The sequence below is a fragment of the Streptomyces sp. NBC_00237 genome, assembly GCF_026342435.1.
GTDB lineage: Bacteria > Actinomycetota > Actinomycetes > Streptomycetales > Streptomycetaceae > Streptomyces.
In genome coordinates, this window is the sequence record NZ_JAPEMT010000001.1 from 3,032,092 (window position 1) to 3,054,670 (window position 22,579).

General features: G+C 69.5%; 31 protein-coding genes and 2 tRNA genes. 23 read left to right on the forward strand and 10 right to left on the reverse strand.

From position 1 onward, the window contains the following. The 10 genes from OG897_RS13700 to OG897_RS13745 all read left to right on the forward strand — a co-directional run bounded on the left by OG897_RS13700 (position 1) and on the right by OG897_RS13745 (position 5,842). The gene (locus OG897_RS13700; protein ID WP_266656139.1) at positions 1 to 1,092 is read left to right on the forward strand and encodes a DUF5047 domain-containing protein; all 1,092 of its coding nucleotides are present in this window, start codon (positions 1 to 3) and stop codon (positions 1,090 to 1,092) included. Then, positions 1,089 to 1,709 carry a hypothetical protein gene (locus OG897_RS13705; protein WP_266656141.1) on the forward strand — a complete coding sequence of 207 codons (621 nt, stop codon included), beginning with the start codon at positions 1,089 to 1,091 and terminating at the stop codon, positions 1,707 to 1,709. Before OG897_RS13700 ends, OG897_RS13705 begins: the two co-directional genes overlap by 4 nt. A gap of 7 nt (positions 1,710 to 1,716) precedes the next feature. Then, positions 1,717 to 2,349 carry a hypothetical protein gene (locus tag OG897_RS13710; protein WP_266656143.1) on the forward strand — a complete coding sequence of 211 codons (633 nt, stop codon included), beginning with the start codon at positions 1,717 to 1,719 and terminating at the stop codon, positions 2,347 to 2,349. A gap of 60 nt (positions 2,350 to 2,409) precedes the next feature. Beyond that, on the forward strand, positions 2,410 to 3,270 hold the full coding sequence (locus OG897_RS13715; RefSeq protein WP_266656145.1) for an N-acetylmuramoyl-L-alanine amidase: 861 nt from the start codon (positions 2,410 to 2,412) through the stop codon (positions 3,268 to 3,270). Between the two features lie 2 nt (positions 3,271 to 3,272). Then, positions 3,273 to 3,596: a hypothetical protein gene (locus OG897_RS13720; RefSeq protein WP_266656147.1), complete on the forward strand. Its 324-nt coding sequence runs from the start codon at positions 3,273 to 3,275 to the stop codon at positions 3,594 to 3,596. Then, positions 3,597 to 4,043: a hypothetical protein gene (locus OG897_RS13725; protein WP_266656149.1), complete on the forward strand. Its 447-nt coding sequence runs from the start codon at positions 3,597 to 3,599 to the stop codon at positions 4,041 to 4,043. It abuts the gene before it with no gap. After that, positions 4,040 to 4,399: a hypothetical protein gene (locus OG897_RS13730; RefSeq protein WP_266656151.1), complete on the forward strand. Its 360-nt coding sequence runs from the start codon at positions 4,040 to 4,042 to the stop codon at positions 4,397 to 4,399. Before OG897_RS13725 ends, OG897_RS13730 begins: the two co-directional genes overlap by 4 nt. A 2-nt stretch (positions 4,400 to 4,401) precedes the next feature. Continuing rightward, a complete protein-coding gene (locus OG897_RS13735) occupies positions 4,402 to 4,722 on the forward strand; it encodes a hypothetical protein (RefSeq protein ID WP_266656153.1) in 321 nt (106 codons plus the stop codon). Between the two features lie 128 nt (positions 4,723 to 4,850). After that, positions 4,851 to 5,273 (forward strand): hypothetical protein, encoded by a 423-nt coding sequence (locus OG897_RS13740; protein WP_266656155.1) that lies wholly within the window; start codon positions 4,851 to 4,853, stop codon positions 5,271 to 5,273. Continuing rightward, complete coding sequence (locus OG897_RS13745; RefSeq protein WP_266656157.1) at positions 5,273 to 5,842, forward strand: hypothetical protein; 570 nt, start codon at positions 5,273 to 5,275, stop codon at positions 5,840 to 5,842. The genes OG897_RS13740 and OG897_RS13745 overlap by 1 nt, the downstream gene beginning before the upstream one ends. Here OG897_RS13745 and OG897_RS13750 read toward each other — a convergent pair. Both OG897_RS13750 and OG897_RS13755 read right to left on the reverse strand, forming a co-directional pair. After that, positions 5,839 to 6,171, reverse strand: coding sequence for a DUF6233 domain-containing protein (locus OG897_RS13750; RefSeq protein WP_266656159.1), 333 nt, complete (start codon positions 6,169 to 6,171; stop codon positions 5,839 to 5,841). The two genes, OG897_RS13745 and OG897_RS13750, sit on opposite strands and share 4 nt — an antisense overlap. 2 nt (positions 6,172 to 6,173) lie before the next feature. Continuing rightward, a complete protein-coding gene (locus tag OG897_RS13755) occupies positions 6,174 to 6,536 on the reverse strand; it encodes a hypothetical protein (protein WP_266656161.1) in 363 nt (120 codons plus the stop codon). A 191-nt stretch (positions 6,537 to 6,727) separates the two neighbouring features. Between OG897_RS13755 and OG897_RS13760 the strand changes: the two genes are divergently transcribed. Further along, on the forward strand, positions 6,728 to 7,054 hold the full coding sequence (locus OG897_RS13760) for a hypothetical protein (RefSeq protein WP_266656163.1): 327 nt from the start codon (positions 6,728 to 6,730) through the stop codon (positions 7,052 to 7,054). 8 nt (positions 7,055 to 7,062) lie between these two features. Next, positions 7,063 to 7,437 (forward strand): DUF6221 family protein, encoded by a 375-nt coding sequence (locus OG897_RS13765; RefSeq protein WP_266656165.1) that lies wholly within the window; start codon positions 7,063 to 7,065, stop codon positions 7,435 to 7,437. On the opposite strand, the gene OG897_RS13770 is transcribed toward OG897_RS13765, so the two are convergent. After that, positions 7,434 to 7,616 carry a hypothetical protein gene (locus tag OG897_RS13770; protein WP_266656167.1) on the reverse strand — a complete coding sequence of 61 codons (183 nt, stop codon included), beginning with the start codon at positions 7,614 to 7,616 and terminating at the stop codon, positions 7,434 to 7,436. The two genes, OG897_RS13765 and OG897_RS13770, sit on opposite strands and share 4 nt — an antisense overlap. A gap of 3 nt (positions 7,617 to 7,619) precedes the next feature. Continuing rightward, entirely contained in the window at positions 7,620 to 8,168 is a 549-nt protein-coding gene (locus OG897_RS13775; protein ID WP_266656169.1) for a flavoprotein, read from the reverse strand. Positions 8,169 to 8,301: 133 nt separating this feature from the next. Here OG897_RS13775 and OG897_RS13780 point away from each other — a divergent pair, with 133 nt between their 5' ends. Next, positions 8,302 to 9,486: a helix-turn-helix domain-containing protein gene (locus OG897_RS13780; RefSeq protein WP_266656171.1), complete on the forward strand. Its 1,185-nt coding sequence runs from the start codon at positions 8,302 to 8,304 to the stop codon at positions 9,484 to 9,486. A gap of 506 nt (positions 9,487 to 9,992) precedes the next feature. Here the strand turns inward: OG897_RS13780 and OG897_RS13785 are convergent. Together OG897_RS13785 and OG897_RS13790 are read right to left on the reverse strand one after the other, a co-directional pair. Beyond that, entirely contained in the window at positions 9,993 to 10,127 is a 135-nt protein-coding gene (locus OG897_RS13785; protein ID WP_266656173.1) for a hypothetical protein, read from the reverse strand. 108 nt (positions 10,128 to 10,235) lie between these two features. Continuing rightward, positions 10,236 to 10,460 (reverse strand): helix-turn-helix domain-containing protein, encoded by a 225-nt coding sequence (locus tag OG897_RS13790; protein WP_266656175.1) that lies wholly within the window; start codon positions 10,458 to 10,460, stop codon positions 10,236 to 10,238. 734 nt (positions 10,461 to 11,194) lie between these two features. Between OG897_RS13790 and OG897_RS13795 the strand changes: the two genes are divergently transcribed. After that, positions 11,195 to 11,353: a hypothetical protein gene (locus OG897_RS13795; protein WP_266656177.1), complete on the forward strand. Its 159-nt coding sequence runs from the start codon at positions 11,195 to 11,197 to the stop codon at positions 11,351 to 11,353. Between the two features lie 78 nt (positions 11,354 to 11,431). On the opposite strand, the gene OG897_RS13800 is transcribed toward OG897_RS13795, so the two are convergent. Continuing rightward, positions 11,432 to 11,989: a CGNR zinc finger domain-containing protein gene (locus OG897_RS13800; RefSeq protein WP_266656179.1), complete on the reverse strand. Its 558-nt coding sequence runs from the start codon at positions 11,987 to 11,989 to the stop codon at positions 11,432 to 11,434. Between the two features lie 243 nt (positions 11,990 to 12,232). Further along, on the reverse strand, positions 12,233 to 12,646 hold the full coding sequence (locus tag OG897_RS13805) for an SsgA family sporulation/cell division regulator (protein WP_003959770.1): 414 nt from the start codon (positions 12,644 to 12,646) through the stop codon (positions 12,233 to 12,235). Positions 12,647 to 12,836: 190 nt separating this feature from the next. Here OG897_RS13805 and OG897_RS13810 point away from each other — a divergent pair, with 190 nt between their 5' ends. Both OG897_RS13810 and OG897_RS13815 read left to right on the forward strand, forming a co-directional pair. Further along, positions 12,837 to 13,286 (forward strand): TIGR02611 family protein, encoded by a 450-nt coding sequence (locus tag OG897_RS13810; protein ID WP_266656181.1) that lies wholly within the window; start codon positions 12,837 to 12,839, stop codon positions 13,284 to 13,286. A 72-nt stretch (positions 13,287 to 13,358) separates the two neighbouring features. Beyond that, positions 13,359 to 13,430 (forward strand) — tRNA-Val (locus OG897_RS13815). A 98-nt stretch (positions 13,431 to 13,528) separates the two neighbouring features. On the opposite strand, the gene OG897_RS13820 is transcribed toward OG897_RS13815, so the two are convergent. Continuing rightward, the gene (locus tag OG897_RS13820; RefSeq protein WP_266656183.1) at positions 13,529 to 16,009 is read right to left on the reverse strand and encodes an SCO7613 C-terminal domain-containing membrane protein; all 2,481 of its coding nucleotides are present in this window, start codon (positions 16,007 to 16,009) and stop codon (positions 13,529 to 13,531) included. A gap of 112 nt (positions 16,010 to 16,121) precedes the next feature. Here OG897_RS13820 and OG897_RS13825 point away from each other — a divergent pair, with 112 nt between their 5' ends. The 3 genes from OG897_RS13825 to OG897_RS13835 all read left to right on the forward strand — a co-directional run bounded on the left by OG897_RS13825 (position 16,122) and on the right by OG897_RS13835 (position 17,078). Continuing rightward, positions 16,122 to 16,589, forward strand: a complete 468-nt coding sequence (locus OG897_RS13825) for an SRPBCC family protein (RefSeq protein ID WP_266656185.1) — start codon at positions 16,122 to 16,124, stop codon at positions 16,587 to 16,589. Between the two features lie 39 nt (positions 16,590 to 16,628). Beyond that, positions 16,629 to 16,700 (forward strand) — tRNA-Val (locus OG897_RS13830). A gap of 195 nt (positions 16,701 to 16,895) precedes the next feature. Continuing rightward, the gene (locus OG897_RS13835) at positions 16,896 to 17,078 is read left to right on the forward strand and encodes a hypothetical protein (protein ID WP_266656187.1); all 183 of its coding nucleotides are present in this window, start codon (positions 16,896 to 16,898) and stop codon (positions 17,076 to 17,078) included. A gap of 22 nt (positions 17,079 to 17,100) precedes the next feature. On the opposite strand, the gene OG897_RS13840 is transcribed toward OG897_RS13835, so the two are convergent. Then, positions 17,101 to 17,829, reverse strand: coding sequence for a 3'-5' exonuclease (locus OG897_RS13840; RefSeq protein ID WP_266656189.1), 729 nt, complete (start codon positions 17,827 to 17,829; stop codon positions 17,101 to 17,103). Between the two features lie 238 nt (positions 17,830 to 18,067). On the opposite strand from OG897_RS13840, the gene OG897_RS13845 reads away from it, so the two are divergent. The 4 genes from OG897_RS13845 to OG897_RS13860 all read left to right on the forward strand — a co-directional run bounded on the left by OG897_RS13845 (position 18,068) and on the right by OG897_RS13860 (position 22,577). After that, positions 18,068 to 18,634: a DUF4365 domain-containing protein gene (locus OG897_RS13845; protein WP_266656191.1), complete on the forward strand. Its 567-nt coding sequence runs from the start codon at positions 18,068 to 18,070 to the stop codon at positions 18,632 to 18,634. Further along, positions 18,634 to 19,857: a hypothetical protein gene (locus OG897_RS13850; RefSeq protein ID WP_266656193.1), complete on the forward strand. Its 1,224-nt coding sequence runs from the start codon at positions 18,634 to 18,636 to the stop codon at positions 19,855 to 19,857. The genes OG897_RS13845 and OG897_RS13850 overlap by 1 nt, the downstream gene beginning before the upstream one ends. Positions 19,858 to 19,960: 103 nt before the next feature. Beyond that, on the forward strand, positions 19,961 to 21,937 hold the full coding sequence (gene thrS, locus OG897_RS13855) for a threonine--tRNA ligase (RefSeq protein WP_266656195.1): 1,977 nt from the start codon (positions 19,961 to 19,963) through the stop codon (positions 21,935 to 21,937). A gap of 85 nt (positions 21,938 to 22,022) precedes the next feature. After that, positions 22,023 to 22,577, forward strand: coding sequence for an HIT domain-containing protein (locus OG897_RS13860; RefSeq protein ID WP_266656197.1), 555 nt, complete (start codon positions 22,023 to 22,025; stop codon positions 22,575 to 22,577). The last annotated feature ends 2 nt before the right edge of the window (positions 22,578 to 22,579 follow it).

Genomic DNA, 22,579 nt, shown 5'->3' on the forward strand with positions numbered 1-22,579 from the left:
ATGTACCCGGTCAGCGACCGCTTCCTGCGGCGTCTCGCCGAGTCGCACCGCCCGGTCACGGAGGTCCTGCTGATCCGCACCGATGGCGAGGTCGTCCCCCTGGAGCACACCGGCGGCAGCGTCAGTGCCGACCGGGGCCAGGCCATCCGCCGGACCTGCACCGTCACCATCGCAGACGTCTCGCTGATCCCCAGGACGCCAGCGGACCAGCTGGCCATGTACGGGGCCCGGTTGAGGATCTCGCGCGGTGTCGACTACGGCGACGGATCACAGGAGTTGGTGCCGCTCGGGGTGTTCCGTCTGGATTCCGTCGAGGGTGACCCGACGGACGGCCCCGTCACCCTGACCGGCAAGGACATCAGCGTGTGCGTCACGGACGACCGCTTCACCGCGCCGTACCGGGCGACCACCACAGCGGTCGGCGCCATCGAGACGCTCATACTCCGCAGTCTCCCCGACGCCACGGTCATCGCGACTGCCGTCGACGCTGCGATTGGCTCCCGAACCTGGGACGTCGAGGCAGACCCGTGGGCGGCTGTGCAGGAGATCGCCGCATCCGTGGGAGCGGTCTGCTTCGCGAATCCCGACGGGATTTTCACCATCGCTACCCTGCCTGACCTGCTGACGACCGACCCGGCCTGGGCAGTTGAGGCGAGCGAGGGAGGCGTGTACGTCCGGGGCTCCCGGGGGATGTCCGCAGACCGCGTCTACAACGGGGTCCTGGCCCGCGGGGAAGGCGCGGAGGCGAACACCGCGCCTGTCCAGTGGCTCGCCACGGACGCCGACGCCGACAGCCCTACGTACTGGGGCGGGCCGTTCGGGCGGCGACCCATGTTCTACAGCTCCAGCACCCTGACGTCGGTGAACGCCTGCCAAGCGGCGGCCAACCTGAAGCTCGCGGCAGGCCGCGCACCCAACGCGAAGGGCGACTTCTCGGCTCTGCCGAACCCTGCCCTGGAGTGCGGCGACGTCATCCGTGTCACCCACCCGGACGGCCTCCGAGAGCTGCACCAGGTGCAGTCATTTAGCGTGCCGCTCGACGAGGGCGGCGACTTCCCGATCGCCACGATCTCGGCGAAGGAGGATGCGTGACGACCTCGGCGCACAGTCAAGTGCGCGCTCTTGCTGGCGCGTTGAAGCAGCAGGCTGTCGATGTCGGCTCGGCAACGCCGTCCGTGCGCGGCGCCGACTTCCGCATGGCCACGGTCGCCTCCGTGGCTGCGGACGGCACGATCGCCACCACCGACGGCATCAGCGCCCGCCGCGACGAGGCATACCAGGCGCCCGCCGTCGCCGACGTCATCGTCCTGGAGGTCTCCGGCTCCGGCAGCTGGGTCGCCCGCGGCCGACTCGCCTCGACAACGGCACCGACAGGGGAGTGGGTCACCCCAGCCCTGGGTGCCGGGTACACCGCCCTGCTCGGCACCCCGCAGTACCGCATGGTCGTCATCGCAGGCCAGACGTGGATTCAGTGGCGGGGCGGCGTCCAGTGGACGACCTCCGGCACACCGCCGCTGACAGGCAACATCCTGGCCGCCGCCCTACCGGTGGCATACAGGCCGACCGGGCAGCGGACCTTGCCGATAGCGGCCGGTGGCGCCGTGGTCAAGCTCGACGCCACGGCGGCCGGGCAGCTCCAGATCATCAACACGACCGCGGGCGGCCTCACGACGTGGGTCTCCCTCCACGGCGTCCAGTACACCCCCTAGGAGTCTCATGCCGACCACTGACGCCTACGGGCAGGGCATCAGCATCACCTCGCCGACCGACCCGCCCGACATTCCCGCCACCGCGCAGGCCCTCGGCAGCGGGCTGGTGCCCCGGTCGGTCATGCGGTTCACGTCAGCTTCGCAGCGCAACGCCACGCTGACGTCTCCGATCGCCGGGATGGTCGCGTTCCTGACCACGGAGAAGCTGTTCACCGGATACGACGGCAGCGCGTGGGTCGTCCTCGCGGCGGGGTCATCGACGTGGTCGACGATCTCTCCGGCGTCCGGGTACAGCCACAACGGGAACGACAACGGCACCGCTCAGTACCGGGTGGTCAATCTCTTCGGCGAGTTGACGGTGATGCTGCAGGGCGGCATCAACGTGCCGTACTCCGGATCCCCGGCCACCATCGGCAACGGCGGCATCCTCAACTCGACGCCACTGCCCGCTGCTGCCCGTCCCGCAGGTCTCCGCTCCGTCGCTGCCGCCTGCTCACAGGTCACCAGCGCCTCCAACACCGTCAAGGTGGATGCCCAATCGGACGGCTACCTGCGGATCGTCGGCACCACCGCCAGTAATGCGGCTAACCGCGTCACACCCCCGTGGGTCTCGTTGAACGGCCTCTTCTACAGCCTCTGAGCTGCACCAACTCCCGCGCCGCCCCGTCAAGTCGGGGCCTTTCGCATGTCTGGAGGAGTCATGGCCTGGTATCCGGCCGCGAAGAAGATGGAACTCCAGCCGGAGTCGGACGCCCAACCCGCCATCCGGCCGACGCAGTTCATCGTGCATTCGATCGCCGCCCCATGGACGAAGGAGCGGATCTACGAGTACTGGCGGGACGATTCCAACCTCGAGAGCCACTTCGGCCAGTCCTTTGACGGTTCGATCGCTCAGTACATCGGCACCGAGACCCGCGCGGACGCCAGCTACAAGGCGAACCGGCGGCCCGACGGCACTGGTGCCGTCTCGATCGAGACCGCCAGCAATCTCCAGCACACCGACCCGTGGACCGACGCGCAGGTCGAGGGCCTGATTCGGCTCGGCGTGTGGCTGCACCAGCGCCACGGGATCCCGCTGCGGATCTGCCGCACCGCCGACGACCCCGGCTACGGCTACCACCGGCTCCACGCCGCGTGGGCGGTATCCGGCACCGCCTGCCCGGGGGACGCCCGGGTGAAGCAATTCAAGGAACAGGTGTTCCCGGGCATCGTCGCCCGCGCCACCGGCCACCAGCCCCCCGAGGAGGACGACATGCCCACAGCGGCAGAGATAGCCCACGCAGTCTGGTCACACACCGAGACCGGCCCCACAGGCAGTAAGCCGGTCAGGACCGGCGCGGTCATCGGGTGGATGGACACCGTCCACGGCAACCAGGTCGCCGCCCTGAAGGCTCTCGATATCAAGGTCAACGCCCTGTCCGCTGCGGTAGCCGCGCTCGCCAAGGTCATCGGCGACGGCAATGACGACGTCGACACTGCACAGGTTGTCGCTGCCGTCCGCGCGGCCATCGCCGAGGCGGTCATCGACGTGGACGTCAACATCAACGGACGGGAGTCCTGACCATGGAAGTACATCTCGACAAGGTCTACTGGATCGGCCTGCTCGTCAGCGTCCTGCTGCCCGTGCTCGTCGGCCTGGTCACTACCCGAGTCACCCACGCCGGAACCAAAGCGGTCCTGCTCCTGGCGCTGTCCGGCCTGAACGGCGTCCTCGTCGAGCTCGCGGCCCCGGGCCCCGGCTACGACTTCGGTACGTCCGTCATCCTCGCCCTCGTCACCTTCGCCACCGGCGTGCTGTCCCACTTCGGGCTGTGGAAGCCCGCCGGGGTCAGTGCCAGGGCGCAGGACTCGCTGATCACCTCGGCGAGCACACCGCGGGCCGTGTAGGTGAAGGGGGCGCTGCGGCAGGTCCGCGCGCACCTGGGCTTGAGGGGAACGTTTCTGCTGATCCTCGGCATCGGCAAGACCAGCTTCGGGATCGGCTTCATCGTCGAGCCGCCGCCGGAGCCTGCCCCGGGCCTCGCCCTCCTGACGCACTTCTGCCCGCTCACGTCGTGGGCCTGGCTGTGGATCATCGCCGGTGTTGTCACCCTTGGCTCGGCATTCCTGCAGGTGGGCCGCGATGGTGCGGGCTTCGTCGCCGCGCTCATCCCTCCTTCGGTATGGGCTGTCGCCTACACCGCAGCCGTCCTGGACGGCAGTTATCCCCGCGGCGGCATCGTCGCGATCTGGTATCTCACCTCGCACGTCGGGGTCATCATGTGGGCCGCCGGGGTGCCCGAGCATTCGGTACCCGCACCGCCGCGGCGCGCCCGGAAGGGCGTGGCTGGATGAGCGTGTGGTCGGTGGTTGTGGCGGCTCTCGGGGCGCTGGGCGTCGTCACGGCCGGTCTGTTCGCGGCGCGGGCTACCCGGGCTGCGGCGGTGGCGACGGCGGAGGCCACCCGAGCGGCAGCTCAGGCGGCGGCCGGACCGGCTCAACGGGATGCAGACCTGAGGATCCTGGAGGCGACCGTCACCCGTGTCGACGTTGAGAACGGAGCCCTGCGTGGCCGGGTGTCCAGGGTGGAGTCGCTGCTGCGGGCGTTCTCGTGGACGACGGACCGGTGGGCGGCACAGATGCACCGCGCGGGCATCGAGCCGGAGCCGCCGCACCCTCTGGTGGATGACTACAACCGAACTGGAGTGTGATGATGCCTCAACGTCCCGCCCGCCCTCGCGTGGACGAGACGGCCGGTGACCTGGGGTCGCTGGTGCGCCTTGGCCTTGCTGACCCACCACCGGAACCCGCCCCGCCACCGGCCCACGAGCTGCCGGATGCTGCCCAGTCCGGCATGGAGCGCGCCAACGAAGCCAGGCTTCAGGCCGCTCTGTCGGAGTCGGGGGTGTCCAAGGGCGGGCGTGACGAGCACGTCATTGACGTACTGGCCCGGCTCGACCCGGCGGACGTCGACGCGGTCGCGGCGTGGCTGAAGCAGAAGAAGGACAAGGACGAAACAGGCCCGAAGAAGTGAACAGCCCCCACCGCCTTGGCGGTGGGGGTATTCGTCTGTCCATCCACACCGGTACAGCTTGACGCTGTACAGCTTCAGGCTGTAGCTTGATGGATGTCAGGTGAATCGGGCCGAAGGGGGCAACACTCATGGCCATCAGCCGCACGGAAGCCACGCAGATCCTCAACGAAGCAACCGCAGCAGGAATCAGCGAGGCCACGATCGAAGAGTGGACCGTGGAGCTGGGCGCCTACCGATTCGCCCTCACCAGCCCGAACGGCAACCCCCCGAGCCGCACGATCGCCACGCAGATCCGCGACCGTATCCGCGCCCACACCCCGGTTGCCCAGCAGGCCGGGAGCGTCGAACCTGTCACGCCTCCGGTCTCCACACCGAGTACCGAGATGGCCACCGAACGCCAGGTCGCGTACATCCTCAGCCTGCTGGATCAGCGCAGGCGGTCCGGCGAGGGCGGCGGCTTCTTCCAGGGCCCCACCAACCGCCAGGGCGTCGAACGCCTCACCCGCGCTGAGGCGACCACGTACATCCGCTCCTTGAAGGGCGACTACTGATGACCATCGTGAACATCAAGCTCCGCTGGAACGACGGCGATATCGAGGCACCCTACGACGACGTCGACTTGACGCGGCTCACCCCCCGCGCGCGCAGTGTGGCCGAGGCCATCGCGCAGACCTCGCTGCGTACCGCCACCAACATCTGGTTGGAGCACGACACCCCCATCCGCGACGCCACCCCGGACTGGGGGATGTGGCACACGGAGGAGGAGGCCGCACTTCCTGAGCGTCGACCGTGGCGCGGCTGGGCACGATATCCCGCAGCCTCAACCGTTGATCCGCACGACTATCTGGAGACTGAAGCGCGGAAGATCCCTCCGGACTGGCACGTCCTCGGCACCGACACAGACCACGCCGTCCCGTCCAAGGACGCCGGAGCCGCCGACACCGGCATGACACGCGACATGGTGCTGACCTACCTCCGCGAGCGAGGCCGTCCCATCGGCGCATCCACCTGGACCGGGTACGTGGCTCGGCAGCAAGCGCCCAGGCCGTCACGGCACGTGGGGCGCACCCCCCTGTGGGAGAGGCAGGACATCGACGACTGGCTCAGCGCGCGGAGCTAGTCCAGCAGCCCGAGTGCCGTGTCCGGCCTGCATGCGGGACACGGCTCGGCCCCCTCGGCGATCGCCCGCCGGGCCGCGTCGATGCCGATGCCCTTGACCCGTCCGCCGTGCAGCCCGCAGTCGCCCCGGTGGATCGCCCCGGGGCCGCCGTGCGGGCTCGGCTCGGCCAGCCACTCCGGCGGCGGCTCCCGCAGGAGCTCGTCCTCCCGCCGACGGGAGAGCTCCGCCTCTTCGGCTCGGTGGATCGCCGTCCGTATCCGTTCCAGCTGCATGACGTGCCAGGTCTCCAGTGTGCGGAGACGCAGCAGGTCAGGGGGCAGATCGGACATGACTACGCGGCGTCCGCTTTCGGCCGGGTGACGTCCTTGAGCGCCGACCGGGCGGCCACCCGCTGGGACACGTCGGTCGTCTGCCAGTAGTCGTGGGTGTACACCTGCTCGGACAGCTCCAGCACCAGGGACTGCAGGCGGGCGGCCTCGGCGACCTGCTCCTCGGTGTACCCCTCGGTCGTCTCGAACTCCCTGTTGTGCCGCTCGCCGGTTTCGGGGTCGATCGTGGGCTGCCTGCTGGTGTAGCCCTCGGCGGGGACGACGGACCAGGGGAGGGTGCGGCTGTACCCCTGCAGCTCAGCCGTCGTCTCGTGGAGGCGGGTCTGCGCGTCGAGGAGGTCCTGCGGGAACGTGAAGGAGGCCATGCTCGAATGATACGTCTGTTCGATTACCGGTGCGCGGAGGCACCCCGACAGGTCACCCGGACGAGTCCCCGTCGACTGTCAGTGCCCGCCGATACCCTGGCAGCACACACTCCCTAGTACAGGGGATTGCTGCTGCTGGACCGCCCTGCCCGGGACTGCGCCTGGGTGGGGCGGTTGCAGAAGGAGGAGCCGTGCCCATCCAGCTCATCCCGATCCTTGTTGCCGAGACCGCTTACGCCATCATCTGCGTCTTCTACGGTGCGCGACCTGGGGCATCCATGTGGCTGAGGTGGCCGCTCATCGTGTGGGCCCGGATGGCATACGGTCCGCCGCCCGCAAAGCCCCTCCCGCGCCCTAACTACGCGAAGATCCTCCAGCTTGAGCGCGAGCTCGGCATGTCCGATGAGCAACCCATGCGCGCCGAGAAGGTCTGTCTGGTGAAGGGCTGCCGCGACGAGGACGTCCTCGAGTTCCGCAGCTGGACTGGGACACTGCTCGTCCGCGTACACGAACACTGAGGAGACCCGTGAGCGACGACCTGGTGGACTTCCTGAGGGCTCGCCTCGACGCGATCCAACGCCGCGAAGAGGGGCAGCGGTCCATCTCCGGCAACCTCGGCTTCGACTGGACCCAGTACGGCGGCGACGATGACTACGTCCTGATCGGCAAGGACGAGCGCGTGCCTGTGGACGAGTTCTACGAGCGGTACGGGGAATCTGCCGCCGACCCGCAGGTCCTCGCCGACGTCGACGCCAAGCGGCGGATCGTGGACGGCATCGCCGACGCTGACCCGCACGGTGCACACATCACCGGGATGTTCACCGCCTGGGATGTGCTCCGCCTGCTCGCGCTCCCCTTCGCCGACCACCCGGATTACCAGCCCGAGTGGCGCCCGAGCTAAGCCGCCTCCACCAGCTCCGCGCGCACCGCGTCCGCCCACTCCACCAGCAGCTCCTGATACCGGGCCTCCTGCGCAGGCGACAGGGAGCCGTCGGAGGCGTACTGCCACAGGCTGCGGATCTCCGCGTTCACCGCGGCAGCAGCGCGCGCGGGAGTACGGCGGGGAGAGGTTGGGGGCATGGATCAAGCGTAGGGGTCGGCACTGACAATCGCCTCGGCCTCGGCCAGGGCCACGTCCCACGGATACGTGCCAGGCTTGCCCTTGCCCGGTTCGTTCGGCATGAAGCCACCCTCGCCGTACAACACCCGCACCCCGGCGTCCCGCAGCGTCTCGACAGTCCGCTCGAACTGCGGATGCTTCACGTAGGCCGCGTTCACGCACGGCATCGCCACCAGCGGGATCCCCTTACCGATGCCCTCCGCGACAACCCCCGTAACCCATGAGGAAGTCAGCCCGAGCGCCCACGCGTTCGCCGAGTTGAACGACATCGGCGCGAACAAGATTACGTCCGCCTTCGGCCACACATCCGGCTGACCGGGCAGCTTGTACTCGCTCCGCACCGGCCCGCCCGTCAGACGCTCCAGCTCCGTCAGCTGCGGCTTCAGCCACCGGGCCGCCGTTGGCGTCAACCCGAGCCGGACCCCCCACCCGCGGGACTGCGCATCCTCGATCACCCGCGCCACGTCGAACACGGGCGGGGCAGCAGAACAGAACAGGTACAGGAGAGTCATACGGCCATCCCACCCCAGGCCAGACAGGCATGCAACTGCCCCCAACCCACAACGGATCAGGGGCAGAAGCGGGACCCCAACCGGGAATCCGGGCACTACCGTTCCAGATGACGAGTCAGGAACGGAGCCCATTATGCCCAGACTGGACGACGAGCACACGGGTGCCCGCATTGCCACCCAACGCAAACTCGCCGGGCTGACACAACGGGGACTTGCCCAGCGCATCCCCTACTCGTACAGCCTGCTGCACCAGGTAGAGGCCGGGCACAAGCCCGCCAGCCCCGACCTCGTGTCCGCCGTCTCCAGGGCCCTGCACATCGACGTCACCGCCCTGACAGGACAGCCCTACATGACCGAGCTCCAGCAAGACCGGCTCGCTGAACTCATCCGGCCCATCCGTGAATCCCTCGACCTGTATGACCTCGGCGCCGACCCGGACCTGCGGCCGAGGAGCACCGCCGACCTCGTCGCTGCAGCTGACGATCTGTGCCTTCAGGTCCGGGCGACACAGCTGCACAAGGCCGCCACCGCCCTGCCAGGGCTGATCACCGAACTCACCAGCGCAGCGCATGCGGCGCAGTCGACCGAGCTGTGGCAGGCTCTCTGCTCGACGTACCGCACAGCCCATGACGTCACCGTCAAGCTCGGCTTCTTCGACTTGTCCGGGGTGGCGCTGGCTAGGATGGACTGGGCGTCGCAGCTAGCGTCCGACCCGCTGCTCGCCGCGGTCCGTCAGTACATGCGGGCGCTCGTCTATTTCCGCGAGGGCGAGCACACGATCGGGCTGCGGCTCATCGCTGCTGGCCACCGCGTCCTCGATCAGGCCGACGGGGGCGTGGAAGCGCAGGCTGTCCGCGGGCAGCTCCACCTGGGAGCTACGGTCATCGGCGCCCGAGCCCAGGACGAGGACACGGTCGCTGACCACCTGGCGGAGGCCCGTCGGCTGGCTGACGAGACCGGCGAGGCCGGCCACGTGCACTGGCTCAGCTTCGGGCCCACCAATGTCGACCTGCACGAGGTGTCGGCGCAAGTCGAGCTGCGTGAGTACGGGCAGGCTCTGGACAAAGCCGACACCGTGCACATGCCTGCAGGGTGGGCCACCTCCCGGCGGGCCCACTTCCACATTGATCTCGCACGCGCCGAGATGGAAACCGGCCGCACCGACGCCGCACTCCAGGACCTGGTGACAGCCCGGCGCATGGCCCCGCAGCAGACGCGTTACCACCCTGGGGCGCGCGAGACCATCAAGGGACTTGTCCACATGCGGCGCACCACTCCCGACACCCTCGACAGCATGGCCGCCTGGATCGGCCTTTAGGAGGTGTCACACCTCATCCCGAGAGTGTCACTCAGGAGTGACAGTTAACCCCTTGTGGCAGGTCCACGCTGGTCTCACATCCGATCAAGGACAATCTCAGGGGTGAGACCATGCAGGCCACGGACCTACCCGCAGTAGAAGGGCTCTCCAAAGACCAGTTGCGCGGCGCAACGTGCGTCCGGTGCGGCGTCGCCCTCATCGCCGGTCATGTCGTCGACCTCGGCCCGCGCCCCCTGCCGACGGGGTGCGGCGACTGGTTTCCTCGCGAGTGTGACCGCCACCAGGGGCGTGCATCGTGATGGCCCACATGCTCCCCGAGCCGCCGACGCCGAGCCCCGCCGAGATCGGTGCACGTGACGAGGCTTACCACGCACTCATGGCCCACGGATCGGGCTGCCCCCTGTGCAAAGCGGAGGAGGCATGCCAGGAGGGCGACCGCCGTTGGCGGGCATTCCGGAGCAGCGCTTCCTGGGGAAGGGCGTCATGAAGGTCTGCGGCAGGTGCGATCAGCGCATCAAGGCTGGCGAGGAGTACGGGACGATGCCGATCGACAGCGGGTCGGCTGCGGCGGTGACCGTGTACTGGCACAGGGTGTGTCCTCGGAAACCAAGGTCGTAACCGTAGCGGGACCTTCCGGTCACACCCCGTGTGTTCGAGGCGCACATGAATATGCCGCCCGCCCCCTGGTGTAACCAGCAAACAGCGGCTTTACTCGTGTATTCGTCCCCAGCCAGCCCAGACCCCGCCGGCTAGTCCAAGAGCTCCCGCGGCAGCATGTCGAGTGCCCGCGCGATGAGGAGGAGGTGGCTCACCTTGGCGTCACTCTTACCGCCCTCGATGCGCTGGATCGTGGACCGGTCGATACCGGTGAGCTCGGCTAGCCGCTCCTGGGTCATGTCTTTGTAGAGCCGTCGGACGCGGACGCGGTCACCGATAGCCCTGCGGGCGTCGATGATCCACTGTTCCCCTGGCACCCCCTCACGCTGGAATGATCATGTCCAGATGTCAGCAGCAGGATTGAGGCATTATTTGATCTTGGTCGGTTACTTCCGGCCGACATCCCCCTCGACCCCCTCACCCTTCGATCAACCCTCTGGTCTGGCATATGCCGGAGGGGCGGAGGTAGCGTGACCGGTTCGAACGTCTGTTCACCCTTTCAGGTGAACGGGGTCATGGACCGGCCGGGGGCGGTTAGGTACCAGGTGGGTACAACCCAAGAACGTGTCGGGCCCCATTGAGTGGCCCTCTCTTCGGTCCCGACACAGACGAGCCCCCCTCCACTACGCGGAGGGGGGCTCGTCCCCATGATGCCCCCAGCGGAAGTCGTGGGACAGCCCCGCTCGGCCGTCCCCTCCCTGGGAGAAATCTGGGAGATCGACTCTCCCGCGCAGTCCTGTTGAACCCCGTTGAGCCCTGCGAAACCCAGCAGTGTGGGGCGGCTCACCATCGGAAATCCCGGCGAATCCCGCGCAGGCTCCACTCCGACGAGGACTTCTCCGACATCGAGGCGATCCTGAAGAAGCACGGGATCTGACGGGCTGCGGGCTTCCTGGGTGCGGGGCCGGTTTCCGTATCCCGTCGTGCCCCGTCGGCCTGGCCGTTCGGACAGTGGAGCGATTGTGTATTTACACAGAATCCGGTGAACTACCGCCGTTAGTGGGCGTGTTGGTCATTCGGTACCACCGGGCTGCGTCATCATCGCCCCGAGATGCTCCAGACCTCCCCCGACGAGACCCCGGCACCCGTGCCCGCCGAAGATGCGCGCGGGTGCCTCTTCGCGCTCTCCCAGCCGCCGCTGATGATCTTCCTCGCCTTCATCGGCGCGCTGCTCCTGATGGGAGCGGTCCATGACCTGTTCCTGGACTGACCCGGCCCTGACCGACCCGGCCCGGATCGCCGTACGCCGGGCGTCGTTGCGCCGTGCGTCGGTACGCCGTGCATCGGCTCAGCCCGAGGCTTCCTTACGACGCGCCCGGTAAGCCGCTACGTGCAGCCGGTTCCCGCAGGTCCGGCTGTCGCAGTAGCGCCGGGAGCGGTTGCGCGAGAGGTCCACGAACGCGTGACGGCAGTCCGGGGCCTCGCAGCGCCGCAGCCGCTCCAGCTCCCCGGACACCAGGATGAACGACAGGGCCATCCCGCAGTCCGCCGCGAGGTGGTCCGCCATCGAGGCGCCGGGCGCGAAGTAGTGCACGTGCCAGTGGTAGCCGTCGTGGTCGGTGAGGCGGGGCGTGGTGCCCGCCGCCGCCACCAACTGGTTGATCAGGTCGGCGGCGGCCCGTGGGTCGGGCGCCCCGAAGACCTCCGCGAAGCGGCCCCGTACCTCTCGTACGGCCCGGACGTCGGCCTCGGTGAGCTCGCCGACGTCGCTCACGTCGTAGCGCAGCGCGAAGTCGTTCAGCGCCTCCACATCGGTGAGGCGGTCCGTGGGCTCGCTCTCCGGCGCGGTGTTCACGAGGCCGACGACGACGTCGAGGGCTCGCCGGGTGTCGTGGGGGATCAGCACGCTTTGCTCCCTGGCCTGCACGCGGGCCGTTGCCCGCCGGTGCTGGCCGACTCTAGCCGCTCGTACCCAGAACGCTACGGACAGTGCCCCGTGGGCGGTCCGAACCGGGCATGGCTGCGCCGTCGCCGCGGTGGATTCCGCGGCGACGGCGCAGTCGGCAGGCTTATGAAGTTGTCCCTATGTGGTTGTCCGATCCGCGCCGTCTCCCCGAGTCGGACGGCGAGGAACGACTCTCGACCTGGCTCAGCTTTCGGCCAGGATGTGAGAGAGCTCCGTGTCGAGGTCGAAGTGCCGGTGTTCAGTGCCGGGTGGCACTGCGGCATCCGTCCTCTTCAGGAACGACTCAAGCGCCCGCGCCGGGGCTTCGAGCAGGGCCTCGCCCTCCGGTGAGCTCAGGGCGATGCAGACGACGCCCTGACCGTGGCTCCGGGACGGCCAGACTCGGACGTCGCCGGTTCCGGTGGGCCGGTGCAGGCCCTCGGCGAGGAGATCGCGGGCGAAGACCCACTCGACCGTTTCCTCGGCTCCGGTGTGGAAGGTGGCATGCACGGCATAGGGATCGGCCGTGTCGTACCGCAGGCCCGCGGGTACAGGCAGTGATGACTCGCTCGACACAACGAGGCGCAGGTGCAGCTCGCAGCTGACCGTGGTGTTCATAAGCGCCAGGGCCTTTCGCTCAGTGTGCGCTCGGGGATTCGCACGTCGGCGAAATCGACATGCCACCTCCAGGGATGTTGTAAACCCTTATGAGTGTTTTGAGTCTCTTGATGTCGCTCGTACGGCCGAGTCCGGACTTGACTCGTACGACCATTCCGGTGAAGGCAATCAGTCCGGTACGTTGGGCTCCATGAATGCGGAGAGTGACGGGCGGGACGGGGTCGCCGCGGCGACCGCCGAACCCGAAACGGGGGGCGCCACCGACGAGCGAGGGCTCGGATCGCGTGCGCCGCAGTACATCCAGGCGCGCAAGACGCTCCACCTCAGCTGGCAGGTCGGCGTCTTCGTCGTTGGCCTCGCGGTCGTGATCGCGGGCATCATCATGCTTCCGCTGCCGGGACCCGGCTGGGTCGTGATCTTCGGCGGCATGGCGATCTGGGCGACCGAGTTCGTCTGGGCACAGCTGGTGATGCGCTGGACCAAGCGCAAGCTCACCGAGGCCGCCCAGAAGGCGCTCGACCCGAAGGTGCGGCGACGGAACATCATCCTGACCACGATCGGCCTGGTGATCATCGCCGTACTGGTCGGGATCTACGTCTGGAAGTTCGGCATCGTCATGCCGTGGAAGATCAACGAGTGACCAGCGGCTGCGAGACAGCCGGAAAGTGGTCGGGGGCACGCGCTGACATGCGGTAATGTTCTGTCTGTGCCCGGGCGATTAGCTCAGTGGGAGAGCACTTCGTTCACACCGAAGGGGTCACTGGTTCGAACCCAGTATCGCCCACCCGGGATCAGAGGCCCGAGAGACTGCAAAGTCTCTCGGGCCTCTGGCATTTCCACCGGCCCTCCCGAAAGAGGGCCGGTGGAAACCCCGCCGGATCCTCACCGGAGGCGGCCGATCCGCTCCCGCAGCCTGCGCGCGTCCCGCAGACGCTGTTCGTACGTCGCCCCCACCGCCAGCAGCAGCAGACCGGCCAGTGCCGGGGGCAGCCAGCGGGGGAGCGCGCCGACGACCTGGACGGCGTACGGAGCCAGCTCGTGCAGCGAGACCAGGCTCAGCACGATCGCGCCGAGGAGGAGCGGGGCACCGAGCCGGTACCTGGCCCCCAGCAGGGTGATCACCAGCGCGGCCACCCCCAGCAGCAGCGGACGCTGCCAGTGGGCGTCCGCCCAGGCGGCGACCAGGCTCGGCAGCAGGGTCATCGACAGGCCGGGGCCGTACGCGAGCCAGGACGACGACCCGGGGTCGCGGCGGCGGCGCAGCACGCCCACCGTCAGCGCCAGAACGCTCGCGGGGACGGTGTACGCCTCGGGATCGCCGATGTCCCAGGCCGCCAGCCGCGCCCAGCTCGCCGCGACGAACAGACCGCCCGCCGCCCAGCCGACCGCCCGGCGCTCGGGGCGCACCGCCGTCCCCGCCGCGATCACGCCCGACAGGGCCAGCACCAGGGACAGCGTCGGCAGATGCCCCGCCGCCAGACCCAACGGCACCAGCGCCAGGACCGCACCCGCGATCTCCATCGCAACGCTGCGGACCCGCGCCGCGAGGAGCGCCACCAGGGCGGGTACGGCGAGGGCCAGGAGCGCCGTGTGCCGGACCGGCAGACCGAGAGCCGCACCCGACGCGCAGGCCAGAGCCATCGCGTACCCGACACAGACGACGGCACCCAGGGCGCGCGCCACCGGGGCCGGGGTACGTACGGCCAGGACCAGCCAGAGCAGGAGCAGCGCGCCGAACACCGCGAAGGTGGTGCCGCGCGTGGCGACGGCCAGCAAGGACACCGCGGCCGAGGCCACCGCACCGGTCACCAGCGCCGCGGTCGAGAAGGCGGTGCGGACGGCTGTCGGGGGCGTGGCGACGGGCAGCGCCAAGGGGGCCAGGCAGCCCGCCGCCACGACGACGTACAGGGCGAGCCCGGCGACGTACGGGAGGTTCAGGCAGAGCGGCACCACGAGGAGTGCGGCGGCGGCGAGGAGGACGGTGCCGACGGCCGACGCGGGGTGCGGGCGGCGGCGGTGGAACAGGGCGAGGGCGGCCGCCGCGACCAGGAGGATCAGTGGGGCCGTCGACATCGCCTGCCAGGGGAGCTCCCCGCTCTCGCCGCCTGCCACGGTCTCCCGGAAGGTCGGGGGCAGGCCCTGCCACGGGGCGGCGAGCCGGGACAGCGGGCCCGACGTCAGGGCCAGCATCAGCACGGGCAGCGTCGAGAGCACGGCACCGGTCCCCACCGAGGCGGAGGACCAGGCCAGACCATGCCGGACGGGCCGGGGCAGGCGCCGGGCGCGCACGGACAGGGCGAGCAGGGCGAGCGCGCAGCCCAGATACAGCGGGACCGTCCAGGCGAGCGGCAGCGCGGGGCGTACGGCACCGCCGAAGGCGGCGACCACGGCAAGGCCCGCGACCAGGGCGGTCGCGACCTGCGGACGACGCAGCGAGGCGGCCAGAGTGAGGGCCCCGCCCGCGAGAAGCAGACCGGAGGGACGCAGGGCCTCGGCGGACGAATCCGCGAACGGCGACATCGTCAGCGCGGCCAGGAGCACGGCGGACCCGGTCAGCCAGGCGAGTACGGCGGCCAGGACGGGCAGGACGGGCAGGGCGGCGACGGAGGTGCGGACGGGACGCGGGGCGCCTGTGGGCGCTGCTGGGGCGGCTGTGGCAGGGGCCTTCGCCGGGAGCTTCCACACCGCGAGCAGCGTGTTCGGAGCGGCCGTCGCCAACAGGGCCCAGAGGACGGGCGTAGGCGTGGTGGAGTACGCCAACGCCCCCAGCGGAAGCGGCAGTTGGGCGGAGAGAAGCGCGGCAGGCAGAGGAGTGCGCAAGCGGGGAACGAGCAGTCCGTACGACGCCCAGAGCAGGGCGAGGGCGGTCGCGGCAGCCGCGGTGTACGCCGTGCCGTCCGCGCCCGCGAAGGCGACCTGGTGGAGCGCGTACACGTCCAGCACCGTCAGGACGAGGCCGAGCACCCCCACCGACTCCGCCGTCGCCACCAGACCCCGCCGCACCAGCAGCGCGGGAGCGGCGAGGACCGCGACGGTCACCAGGCCCAGCACGGCCGAGCGCCCGGCGATCCCCAACTGGCCCCAGCCGACCAGTGTGAACGCCAGCGCGGCAACGGCGAGCAGGACGCCGCCCAGGGTGAGCAGCACGTTCTGCGCACTCGGGCCGGGCGTGGGCGTGGCGGACCGCGTCGCGTTCCCTCCGGGCACGCCGGGCCGGGGCGGCGGCGCGACCGGAGTGTTCAGGAGGTTCAGGAGCCAGGCGCGGCGGTGCAGCAACTGGGCGCGGTGCGCGTCGAGCCGCAGCAACTCCTGGTCGAGCCGGCGCAACTCCTCGGCGGGTGCGAGCGGCGGAACGTTCGTCATGGACAGAGTGTGGAGGGGGGCCGACCGTCCGTCATGGGTGCGGATACTCAGATACGTGCGCGTACTCACACGGGTACTCACCCCCGCACCCGCACAGCGGCACACTGGACACATGGACTGGAGCCACTACCGCTTCCTCAGCATCTGGAAAGTGCCCGCCGGACCCGCCGCCGTCTACGCCGTGCTGGAGAACGCCGAGGACTACCCGCGCTGGTGGCCCCAAGTGCGCGAAGCGGCCCGCGTCGACGAGCACAGCGGCACCGCCCGCTTCCGCTCCCTGCTCCCGTACGACCTGGTCGTCGGCGTGCACGAAGGGCGCGGCGACCCGGACGCCGGACTCCTCGAAGTCCGCATGACGGGGGATCTGGAGGGCTGGGTGCGCTGGACACTGCGCCCGCACGGCGTCGGCACCGTCGTCCGGTACGAGCAGGAAGTGCGGGTGAACAAGCCGTTGCTGCGCCGCCTCGCCGTGCCGGGACGGCCCGTGTTCCTCGCCAACCACGCCCTGATGATGCGCGCGGGACGGCGTGGACTCGCCGCCGAGGCCGCGGGACGGAAGGACCGCACGGACGCGGTTTGAACCCAACCCGAAAAGCGCTGTATGGTTCAACCCGTTCCCGGGCGATTAGCTCAGTGGGAGAGCACTTCGTTCACACCGAAGGGGTCACTGGTTCGAACCCAGTATCGCCCACCTGGGAAAGGCCGGTCCGTCACAGACGGACCGGCCTTCTGCATGCCGGAGCACACCTCAGCAGGGGGCAGGGCGAAGCGCCGTGGTGGTGCTGGCACCACCAGCGGTCCGGGGGGCGGCGCCCTGTCCTGGCGAGGGCCGTCTTCCTAGCGTGGTCGGTACAAGAAACGCCGTACCGACAGGAGAAAAGCCCCGATGGACACCACCATGACCAAGACGATGCTGTGGCTGCTGCTCGCGATCGCCGTCGCGGCGAACGCCCTCGTCAGCTTCCAGCTGGAAGGAGCCTTCCAGCTCCTGCTCAGCGTGGTCGCCGGAATCGTGGGACTGTCCGCCATCGCCGGGCTCGTCGCCCTCAAGCGGGCCTCCTCCGGCTGACACCCCCGAGGACACGGTCCGGTCAGGCCGCCTGGGCCCGCACCTCGGGGCGCAGCGGCCACGCCGGATCGACCGCCTCGTCCGAACCGTTGCGGGCGAACCACGCCTGGAGACCGCGCGCCTGCGCCGCGTGCCACACCGCCTGAAGGGTGTGCAGTTCGGCGGGGGAGAGGCGCTCCAGACGGGTCGCGAACCGGCGGCCCACCGCCCGTACCAGCTCCAGCGAAGCCGTCGCGTCCGCCACCGCGTCGTGCGCCCCGGCCAGCTCCACCCCGTAGTGCGCACACAGGTCGGTCAGGGTGCGGCGGCCCTTGCGGTACCGGTCCAGGTGCTTGTCCAGCACCCGGGGGTCCAGCACGTTCAGCGGCCCGGCCTCCAGGTACCGGCCCAGCGACGACGCCCGGTGGCGGCGCAACTCCCGGTCGAGCAGGGTCAGGTCGAACGGCGCGTTCATGATGACCAGCGGACGCCCCGCCGCGCACTGCTCGGCCAGCGCCCGCGCCATCTCCTCCATCACCGGCGACGGCCACCGGCCGTTGCGCTGGAGGTGCTCGTCCGTCAGCCCGTGGATCTCGGTGGCCCCCGCGGGCACCGGAACGCCCGGATTCACCAGCCACTTGGTGGACCGAAACCGCGACCCCGGCGCTTCCTGCACGACCAGGGCGGCCGAAACTATCCGGTCACCTTCCACATCCACGCCCGTGGTCTCCGTGTCGAAGGCCGCGAGCGGCCCCTCGTACCAGCACGTCATGTCCCCAACTCCTCATGTCCCGACGGCAGGCGGCGTGCTCCACGGAAGGACCCGGTGCGCTTTCTGCCCGAAGCGGTGATACCCGGGCCGTTTACGCCATAAGCCGTACGGAGACAACACAGGTGACGGGGAGCGAAGTTGACGCTCCGTCGATCCCGCGCACTTCGGCGCACCCACGGCCGGGACCGCGCGAACACGAGCAAACGATTCGGCACGGCCCGGAAGGCACACGTCAGCCATGGCGCTCACGCAGCCCGAACCGGGCGGGCTGCTGCCCGAGCGGACCACCCCGCTCAGAGGCGCGCTCGCCACCACCGCCTGCATGGAGACACTCCAGGTGGGCTATCTGCACGCCGTCGCGGCAGCCGCGGGCTGCTCGCTCTCACAGCCGTTTCCGGACAACGGAATCGACTGGCACGTCAGCCACGGATCGCCCGTGCACACCATCGACGACGAAGTGACCATCAAGGTCCAGCTCAAGTGCACCTACCAGATCGCCCCGCACCCCCCGGGCAACGCCTTCTCCTTCACCCTCGACAACGACCACCTGGTGAAGCTGGCGCGCACCCCCGTCTCGGTGCACAAGATCCTGGTCGTGATGCTCGTGCCCAGAAGCCGCGACGACTGGCTGCGGGCCGGACACGAACGGCTCGACCTGCGCCACTGCTGTTACTGGATCAACCTGGCCGGACACCCCGTGACGGGCAGGCACAGGACCAACGTGCGGGTCCCCACCTCGCGGATATTCGACGACCGAGCCCTCTGCGAGATCATGACCCGCGTCGGGGCGGGAGGGAGACCCTGATGCACCGGTACCGGCCCATCGACGAGTCCGGACGAGAACACCCCGGGGAACCGGCGGGCAGCTGGGGCGGCGGCGGACCCGAACCCGCCCACGTCGACCCCGCCGTACTCGGCGCGCTCCTCGCCCGGCACGGGTGGCAGCGGCGCGGGGGAGCGGCGGGCCGCTACGCGCGGTGGACGCCGCCGGGACCTTCCGGCAGGGGCACGAGCCTCCTCGTCCCGGAATCGCGGGCGTTCCCCGACAGTGAGGACCTGCTCGGGGAGGCGCTGTACGCCCTGGAGCGCTGCCCCGCCCCGTCCGCGCGCGAGGTGCTGGTCCAGCTCGCCGTCCCCAGCGACGAGATCCGCTGGTCGCGGGACGTACCGGAAGACGTGACGGGAGCGGCCGCCTGGCCCGCCCAGGAGAAGCTGCGGGCGGCGGCCCGGCAGATGCTGCTCGCCGCGGCGCTCGCGGCACGCGGACGGGCCGGGTACTACGGGGCGCGGCACCGGCGGCAGGCGCAGACGTCGCTGGAAGGCGTACTGGTGGGAGCGGGGACCGGCGGGCGCAGGCTGACGGCCTTCGTACCGGTCGCGGGCGGGCGGAGCACCGTCGTACGGCTGCACCACGCGCTGCACGCGGCGCGCGAGGCCACGGACTACCAGCGGGCGACGGGCGGGATGGAAGCCTTCGACGCGGCCGTCGAGGCGGGGGTCAGCCATGAACTGACCGAGGCGGTGGTGGCCTTGGTGCAGGGGGCCGAGGGCGCGCGGATCGCGCTGGACTGGGCGCCGTCGGCGGGCGCGCCGCCGGGCTGCGCGGCGCGGCCCGAGGTCGTGGAGTTCTCGCCGGGAGACCTGCCCGCGCTCCGGTCGGCGGGAGCACGGTACCTGCGGGACGAGCCGTCGGTTCCGGTACGGATCACGGGTGCGGTCGTACGGATGCGGAGGTCGGACCCGAGGGGCGGGGGGACGGTGCGGCTGAGGGTGCTGGCGGGGGCCGAGGTGCCGCACGTACGGATGGTGCTGGACGAGGAGGCGTACCGGATCGCCGGGCACGCGCATCTGGTCGGGCTGCCGATCCAGGTGGGCGGCAGGCTGGAGCGCAGGGGCGGTTTCCGGCGGCTGACAGGGGCGGTCGGAGTGGCTCCCGTACAGGTCGACGAGGCGGAACGGGACCGGCTGATGAAGGCGCTGCACGAGAATCTGGACTTCTTCGAGGAGGCGTGCACCGGGGAGGAGTGAGGGGCTTGGGGAATACCGTTTAGCGAGGGAGGCCACCGGCTCGGTACGATTCGGGGGCGTGCCGCTTCCACAGGCGCGCACCCCCCTCAGTCAGGAGAGACCGGTGTCAGATGTCCGTGTGTTCATCCAACGCGATTCCGAGCGGGAAGAGCGCGTGGTGACGACGGGCACTACGGCAGCCGAGCTCTTCGCCGGCGAGCGCTCGATCGTCGCCGCCCGCGTGGCCGGTGAGCTGAAGGACCTCAGCTACGAGGTGCAGGACGGCGAGGAGGTCGAGCCGGTCGAGATCTCGTCCGAGGACGGCCTCAACATCCTGCGGCACTCCACCGCGCACGTCATGGCGCAGGCCGTGCAGGAGCTGTTCCCGGAGGCGAAGCTCGGTATCGGGCCGCCGGTCAAGGACGGTTTCTACTACGACTTCGACGTCGAGAAGCCCTTCACCCCGGAGGACCTCAAGGCGATCGAGAAGCAGATGCAGATCATCCAGAAGCGGGGGCAGAAGTTCTCCCGCCGGGTGGTCAGCGACGAGGCGGCCCGCGAGGAGCTGGCCAACGAGCCGTACAAGCTGGAGCTCATCGGCATCAAGGGCTCCGCTTCGACCGACGACGGGGCGGACGTCGAGGTGGGCGGCAGCGAGCTGACCATCTACGACAACCTCGACGCGAAGACCGGCGAGGTGTGCTGGAGCGACCTCTGCCGGGGCCCGCACCTGCCCTCGACCCGTAACGTCCCCGCCTTCAAGCTGATGCGGAACGCGGCTGCGTACTGGCGCGGCAGCGAGAAGAACCCGATGCTCCAGCGCATCTACGGCACCGCGTGGCCGTCGAAGGACGAGCTGAAGGCGCACCTGGAGTTCCTGGCCGAGGCCGAGAAGCGGGACCACCGCAAGCTCGGCAGCGAGCTGGACCTCTTCTCGATCCCCGAGCAGATCGGGTCGGGTCTGGCGGTCTTCCACCCCAAGGGCGGGATCATCCGGCGGGTCATGGAGGACTACTCGCGCCGTCGGCACGAGGAGGAGGGGTACGAGTTCGTCTATACCCCGCACGCCACCAAGGGGAAGCTTTTCGAACAGTCGGGTCACCTGGACTGGTACGCCGACGGCATGTACCCGCCCATGCAGCTCGACGAGGGCACGGACTACTACCTCAAGCCCATGAACTGCCCGATGCACAACCTGATCTTCGATGCGCGGGGGCGTTCGTACCGCGAACTGCCGCTGCGGCTCTTCGAGTTCGGCACGGTGTACCGGTACGAGAAGTCGGGCGTGGTGCACGGTCTGACCCGTGCGCGCGGCTTCACGCAGGACGACGCGCACATCTACTGCACCAAGGAGCAGATGGCGGAGGAGCTCGACAAGACGCTCACCTTCGTGCTGGGGCTGCTGCGCGACTACGGTCTGACGGACTTCTACCTGGAGCTGTCCACCAAGGATCCGGAGAAGTTCGTCGGCTCGGACGAGATCTGGGAAGAGGCGACCGCGACGCTTCAGCAGGTCGCCGAGAAGCAGGGGCTGCCCCTGGTTCCGGACCCGGGTGGGGCTGCGTTCTACGGGCCGAAGATCTCGGTGCAGTGCAAGGATGCGATCGGCCGTACCTGGCAGATGTCGACTGTGCAGCTCGACTTCAACCTGCCTGAACGGTTCGGCTTGGAATACACCGGTCCGGACGGCTCGAAGCAGCAGCCGGTCATGATCCACCGCGCGCTGTTCGGCTCGATCGAGCGCTTCTTCGCGGTGCTGCTTGAGCACTACGCGGGTGCGTTCCCGGCGTGGCTGGCGCCCGTCCAGGCGGTCGGCATTCCGATCGGCGACGCGCACATCCCGTACCTCCAGGAGTTCGCCGCCGAGGCGAAGAAGAAGGGGCTGCGGGTCGAGGTGGACGCGTCGTCCGACCGCATGCAGAAGAAGATCAGGAACCACCAGAAGCAGAAGACGCCGTTCATGATCATCGTCGGTGACGAGGACATGGCCGCCGGTACGGTCTCCTTCCGCTACCGCGACGGTTCGCAGGAGAACGGCATTCCGAAGGCTGACGCCCTCGCGAAGCTGCTCGACGTGGTGGAGCGTCGCGTCCAGGTCTGACGGTTAAGAGCGCGGGCGAGGGCGGTTCCCTTCGGGGGGCCGCCCTCTCTGCCGTTCTCCCAGGTCGTACGCCTATGCTTTCCGCATGACGACTGAGCCGGAGCAGCAGAGTGGACCGGTGGGTGAGCCGGACGGGTTCGGGCGGCTGTGGACGCCCCACCGGATCGCCTACATCCAGGGTGAGAACAAGCCGACCGGACCCGGGTCCGACGACGGCTGTCCCTTCTGCGTGGCTCCGGCGCACAGCGACGAGGAGTCGCTGATCGTGGCGCGCGGCACGAGCGTGTACGCGATCATGAATCTGTACCCGTACAACGGCGGCCACATGATGGTCATGCCGTACCGGCACGTCGCCGACTACACCGAGCTGGACGACGCCGAGACCGCCGAGGTGGCCCTCTTCACGAAGAAGGCGATGGCGGCGCTGCGGAAGGCGTCCGGGGCGCACGGGTTCAATCTCGGGATGAACCAAGGGGCCGCCGCCGGTGCCGGGATCGCCGCGCACCTGCACCAGCACGTGGTGCCCCGCTGGGGCGGGGACACCAACTTCATGCCGGTCGTCGGGCACACCAAGGTGCTGCCGCAGCTCCTCGCGGACACCCGGAAGATGCTGGCCGACGTGTGGCCGGAGAGCGTGTAGCG

Bases quoted from the DNA above. Each gene is read 5' to 3' on its own strand.
- OG897_RS13730 (WP_266656151.1), top strand. From the start codon at position 4,040: ATGAGCGTGTGGTCGGTGGTTGTGGCGGCTCTCGGGGCGCTGGGCGTC.
- OG897_RS13740 (WP_266656155.1), top strand. From the start codon at position 4,851: ATGGCCATCAGCCGCACGGAAGCCACGCAGATCCTCAACGAAGCAACC.
- OG897_RS13775 (WP_266656169.1), bottom strand. From the start codon at position 8,168: ATGACTCTCCTGTACCTGTTCTGTTCTGCTGCCCCGCCCGTGTTCGAC.
- OG897_RS13720 (WP_266656147.1), top strand. From the start codon at position 3,273: ATGGAAGTACATCTCGACAAGGTCTACTGGATCGGCCTGCTCGTCAGC.
- OG897_RS13805 (WP_003959770.1), bottom strand. From the start codon at position 12,646: ATGAACACCACGGTCAGCTGCGAGCTGCACCTGCGCCTCGTTGTGTCG.
- OG897_RS13795 (WP_266656177.1), top strand. From the start codon at position 11,195: ATGCTCCAGACCTCCCCCGACGAGACCCCGGCACCCGTGCCCGCCGAA.
- OG897_RS13770 (WP_266656167.1), bottom strand. From the start codon at position 7,616: ATGCCCCCAACCTCTCCCCGCCGTACTCCCGCGCGCGCTGCTGCCGCG.
- OG897_RS13825 (WP_266656185.1), top strand. From the start codon at position 16,122: ATGGACTGGAGCCACTACCGCTTCCTCAGCATCTGGAAAGTGCCCGCC.
- OG897_RS13810 (WP_266656181.1), top strand. From the start codon at position 12,837: ATGAATGCGGAGAGTGACGGGCGGGACGGGGTCGCCGCGGCGACCGCC.
- OG897_RS13860 (WP_266656197.1), top strand. From the start codon at position 22,023: ATGACGACTGAGCCGGAGCAGCAGAGTGGACCGGTGGGTGAGCCGGAC.
- OG897_RS13735 (WP_266656153.1), top strand. From the start codon at position 4,402: ATGCCTCAACGTCCCGCCCGCCCTCGCGTGGACGAGACGGCCGGTGAC.
- OG897_RS13755 (WP_266656161.1), bottom strand. From the start codon at position 6,536: ATGGCCTCCTTCACGTTCCCGCAGGACCTCCTCGACGCGCAGACCCGC.
- OG897_RS13715 (WP_266656145.1), top strand. From the start codon at position 2,410: ATGGCCTGGTATCCGGCCGCGAAGAAGATGGAACTCCAGCCGGAGTCG.
- OG897_RS13840 (WP_266656189.1), bottom strand. From the start codon at position 17,829: ATGACGTGCTGGTACGAGGGGCCGCTCGCGGCCTTCGACACGGAGACC.
- OG897_RS13850 (WP_266656193.1), top strand. From the start codon at position 18,634: ATGCACCGGTACCGGCCCATCGACGAGTCCGGACGAGAACACCCCGGG.
- OG897_RS13745 (WP_266656157.1), top strand. From the start codon at position 5,273: ATGACCATCGTGAACATCAAGCTCCGCTGGAACGACGGCGATATCGAG.
- OG897_RS13750 (WP_266656159.1), bottom strand. From the start codon at position 6,171: ATGTCCGATCTGCCCCCTGACCTGCTGCGTCTCCGCACACTGGAGACC.
- OG897_RS13835 (WP_266656187.1), top strand. From the start codon at position 16,896: ATGGACACCACCATGACCAAGACGATGCTGTGGCTGCTGCTCGCGATC.
- OG897_RS13710 (WP_266656143.1), top strand. From the start codon at position 1,717: ATGCCGACCACTGACGCCTACGGGCAGGGCATCAGCATCACCTCGCCG.
- OG897_RS13700 (WP_266656139.1), top strand. From the start codon at position 1: ATGTACCCGGTCAGCGACCGCTTCCTGCGGCGTCTCGCCGAGTCGCAC.
- OG897_RS13845 (WP_266656191.1), top strand. From the start codon at position 18,068: ATGGCGCTCACGCAGCCCGAACCGGGCGGGCTGCTGCCCGAGCGGACC.
- OG897_RS13780 (WP_266656171.1), top strand. From the start codon at position 8,302: ATGCCCAGACTGGACGACGAGCACACGGGTGCCCGCATTGCCACCCAA.
- OG897_RS13820 (WP_266656183.1), bottom strand. From the start codon at position 16,009: ATGACGAACGTTCCGCCGCTCGCACCCGCCGAGGAGTTGCGCCGGCTC.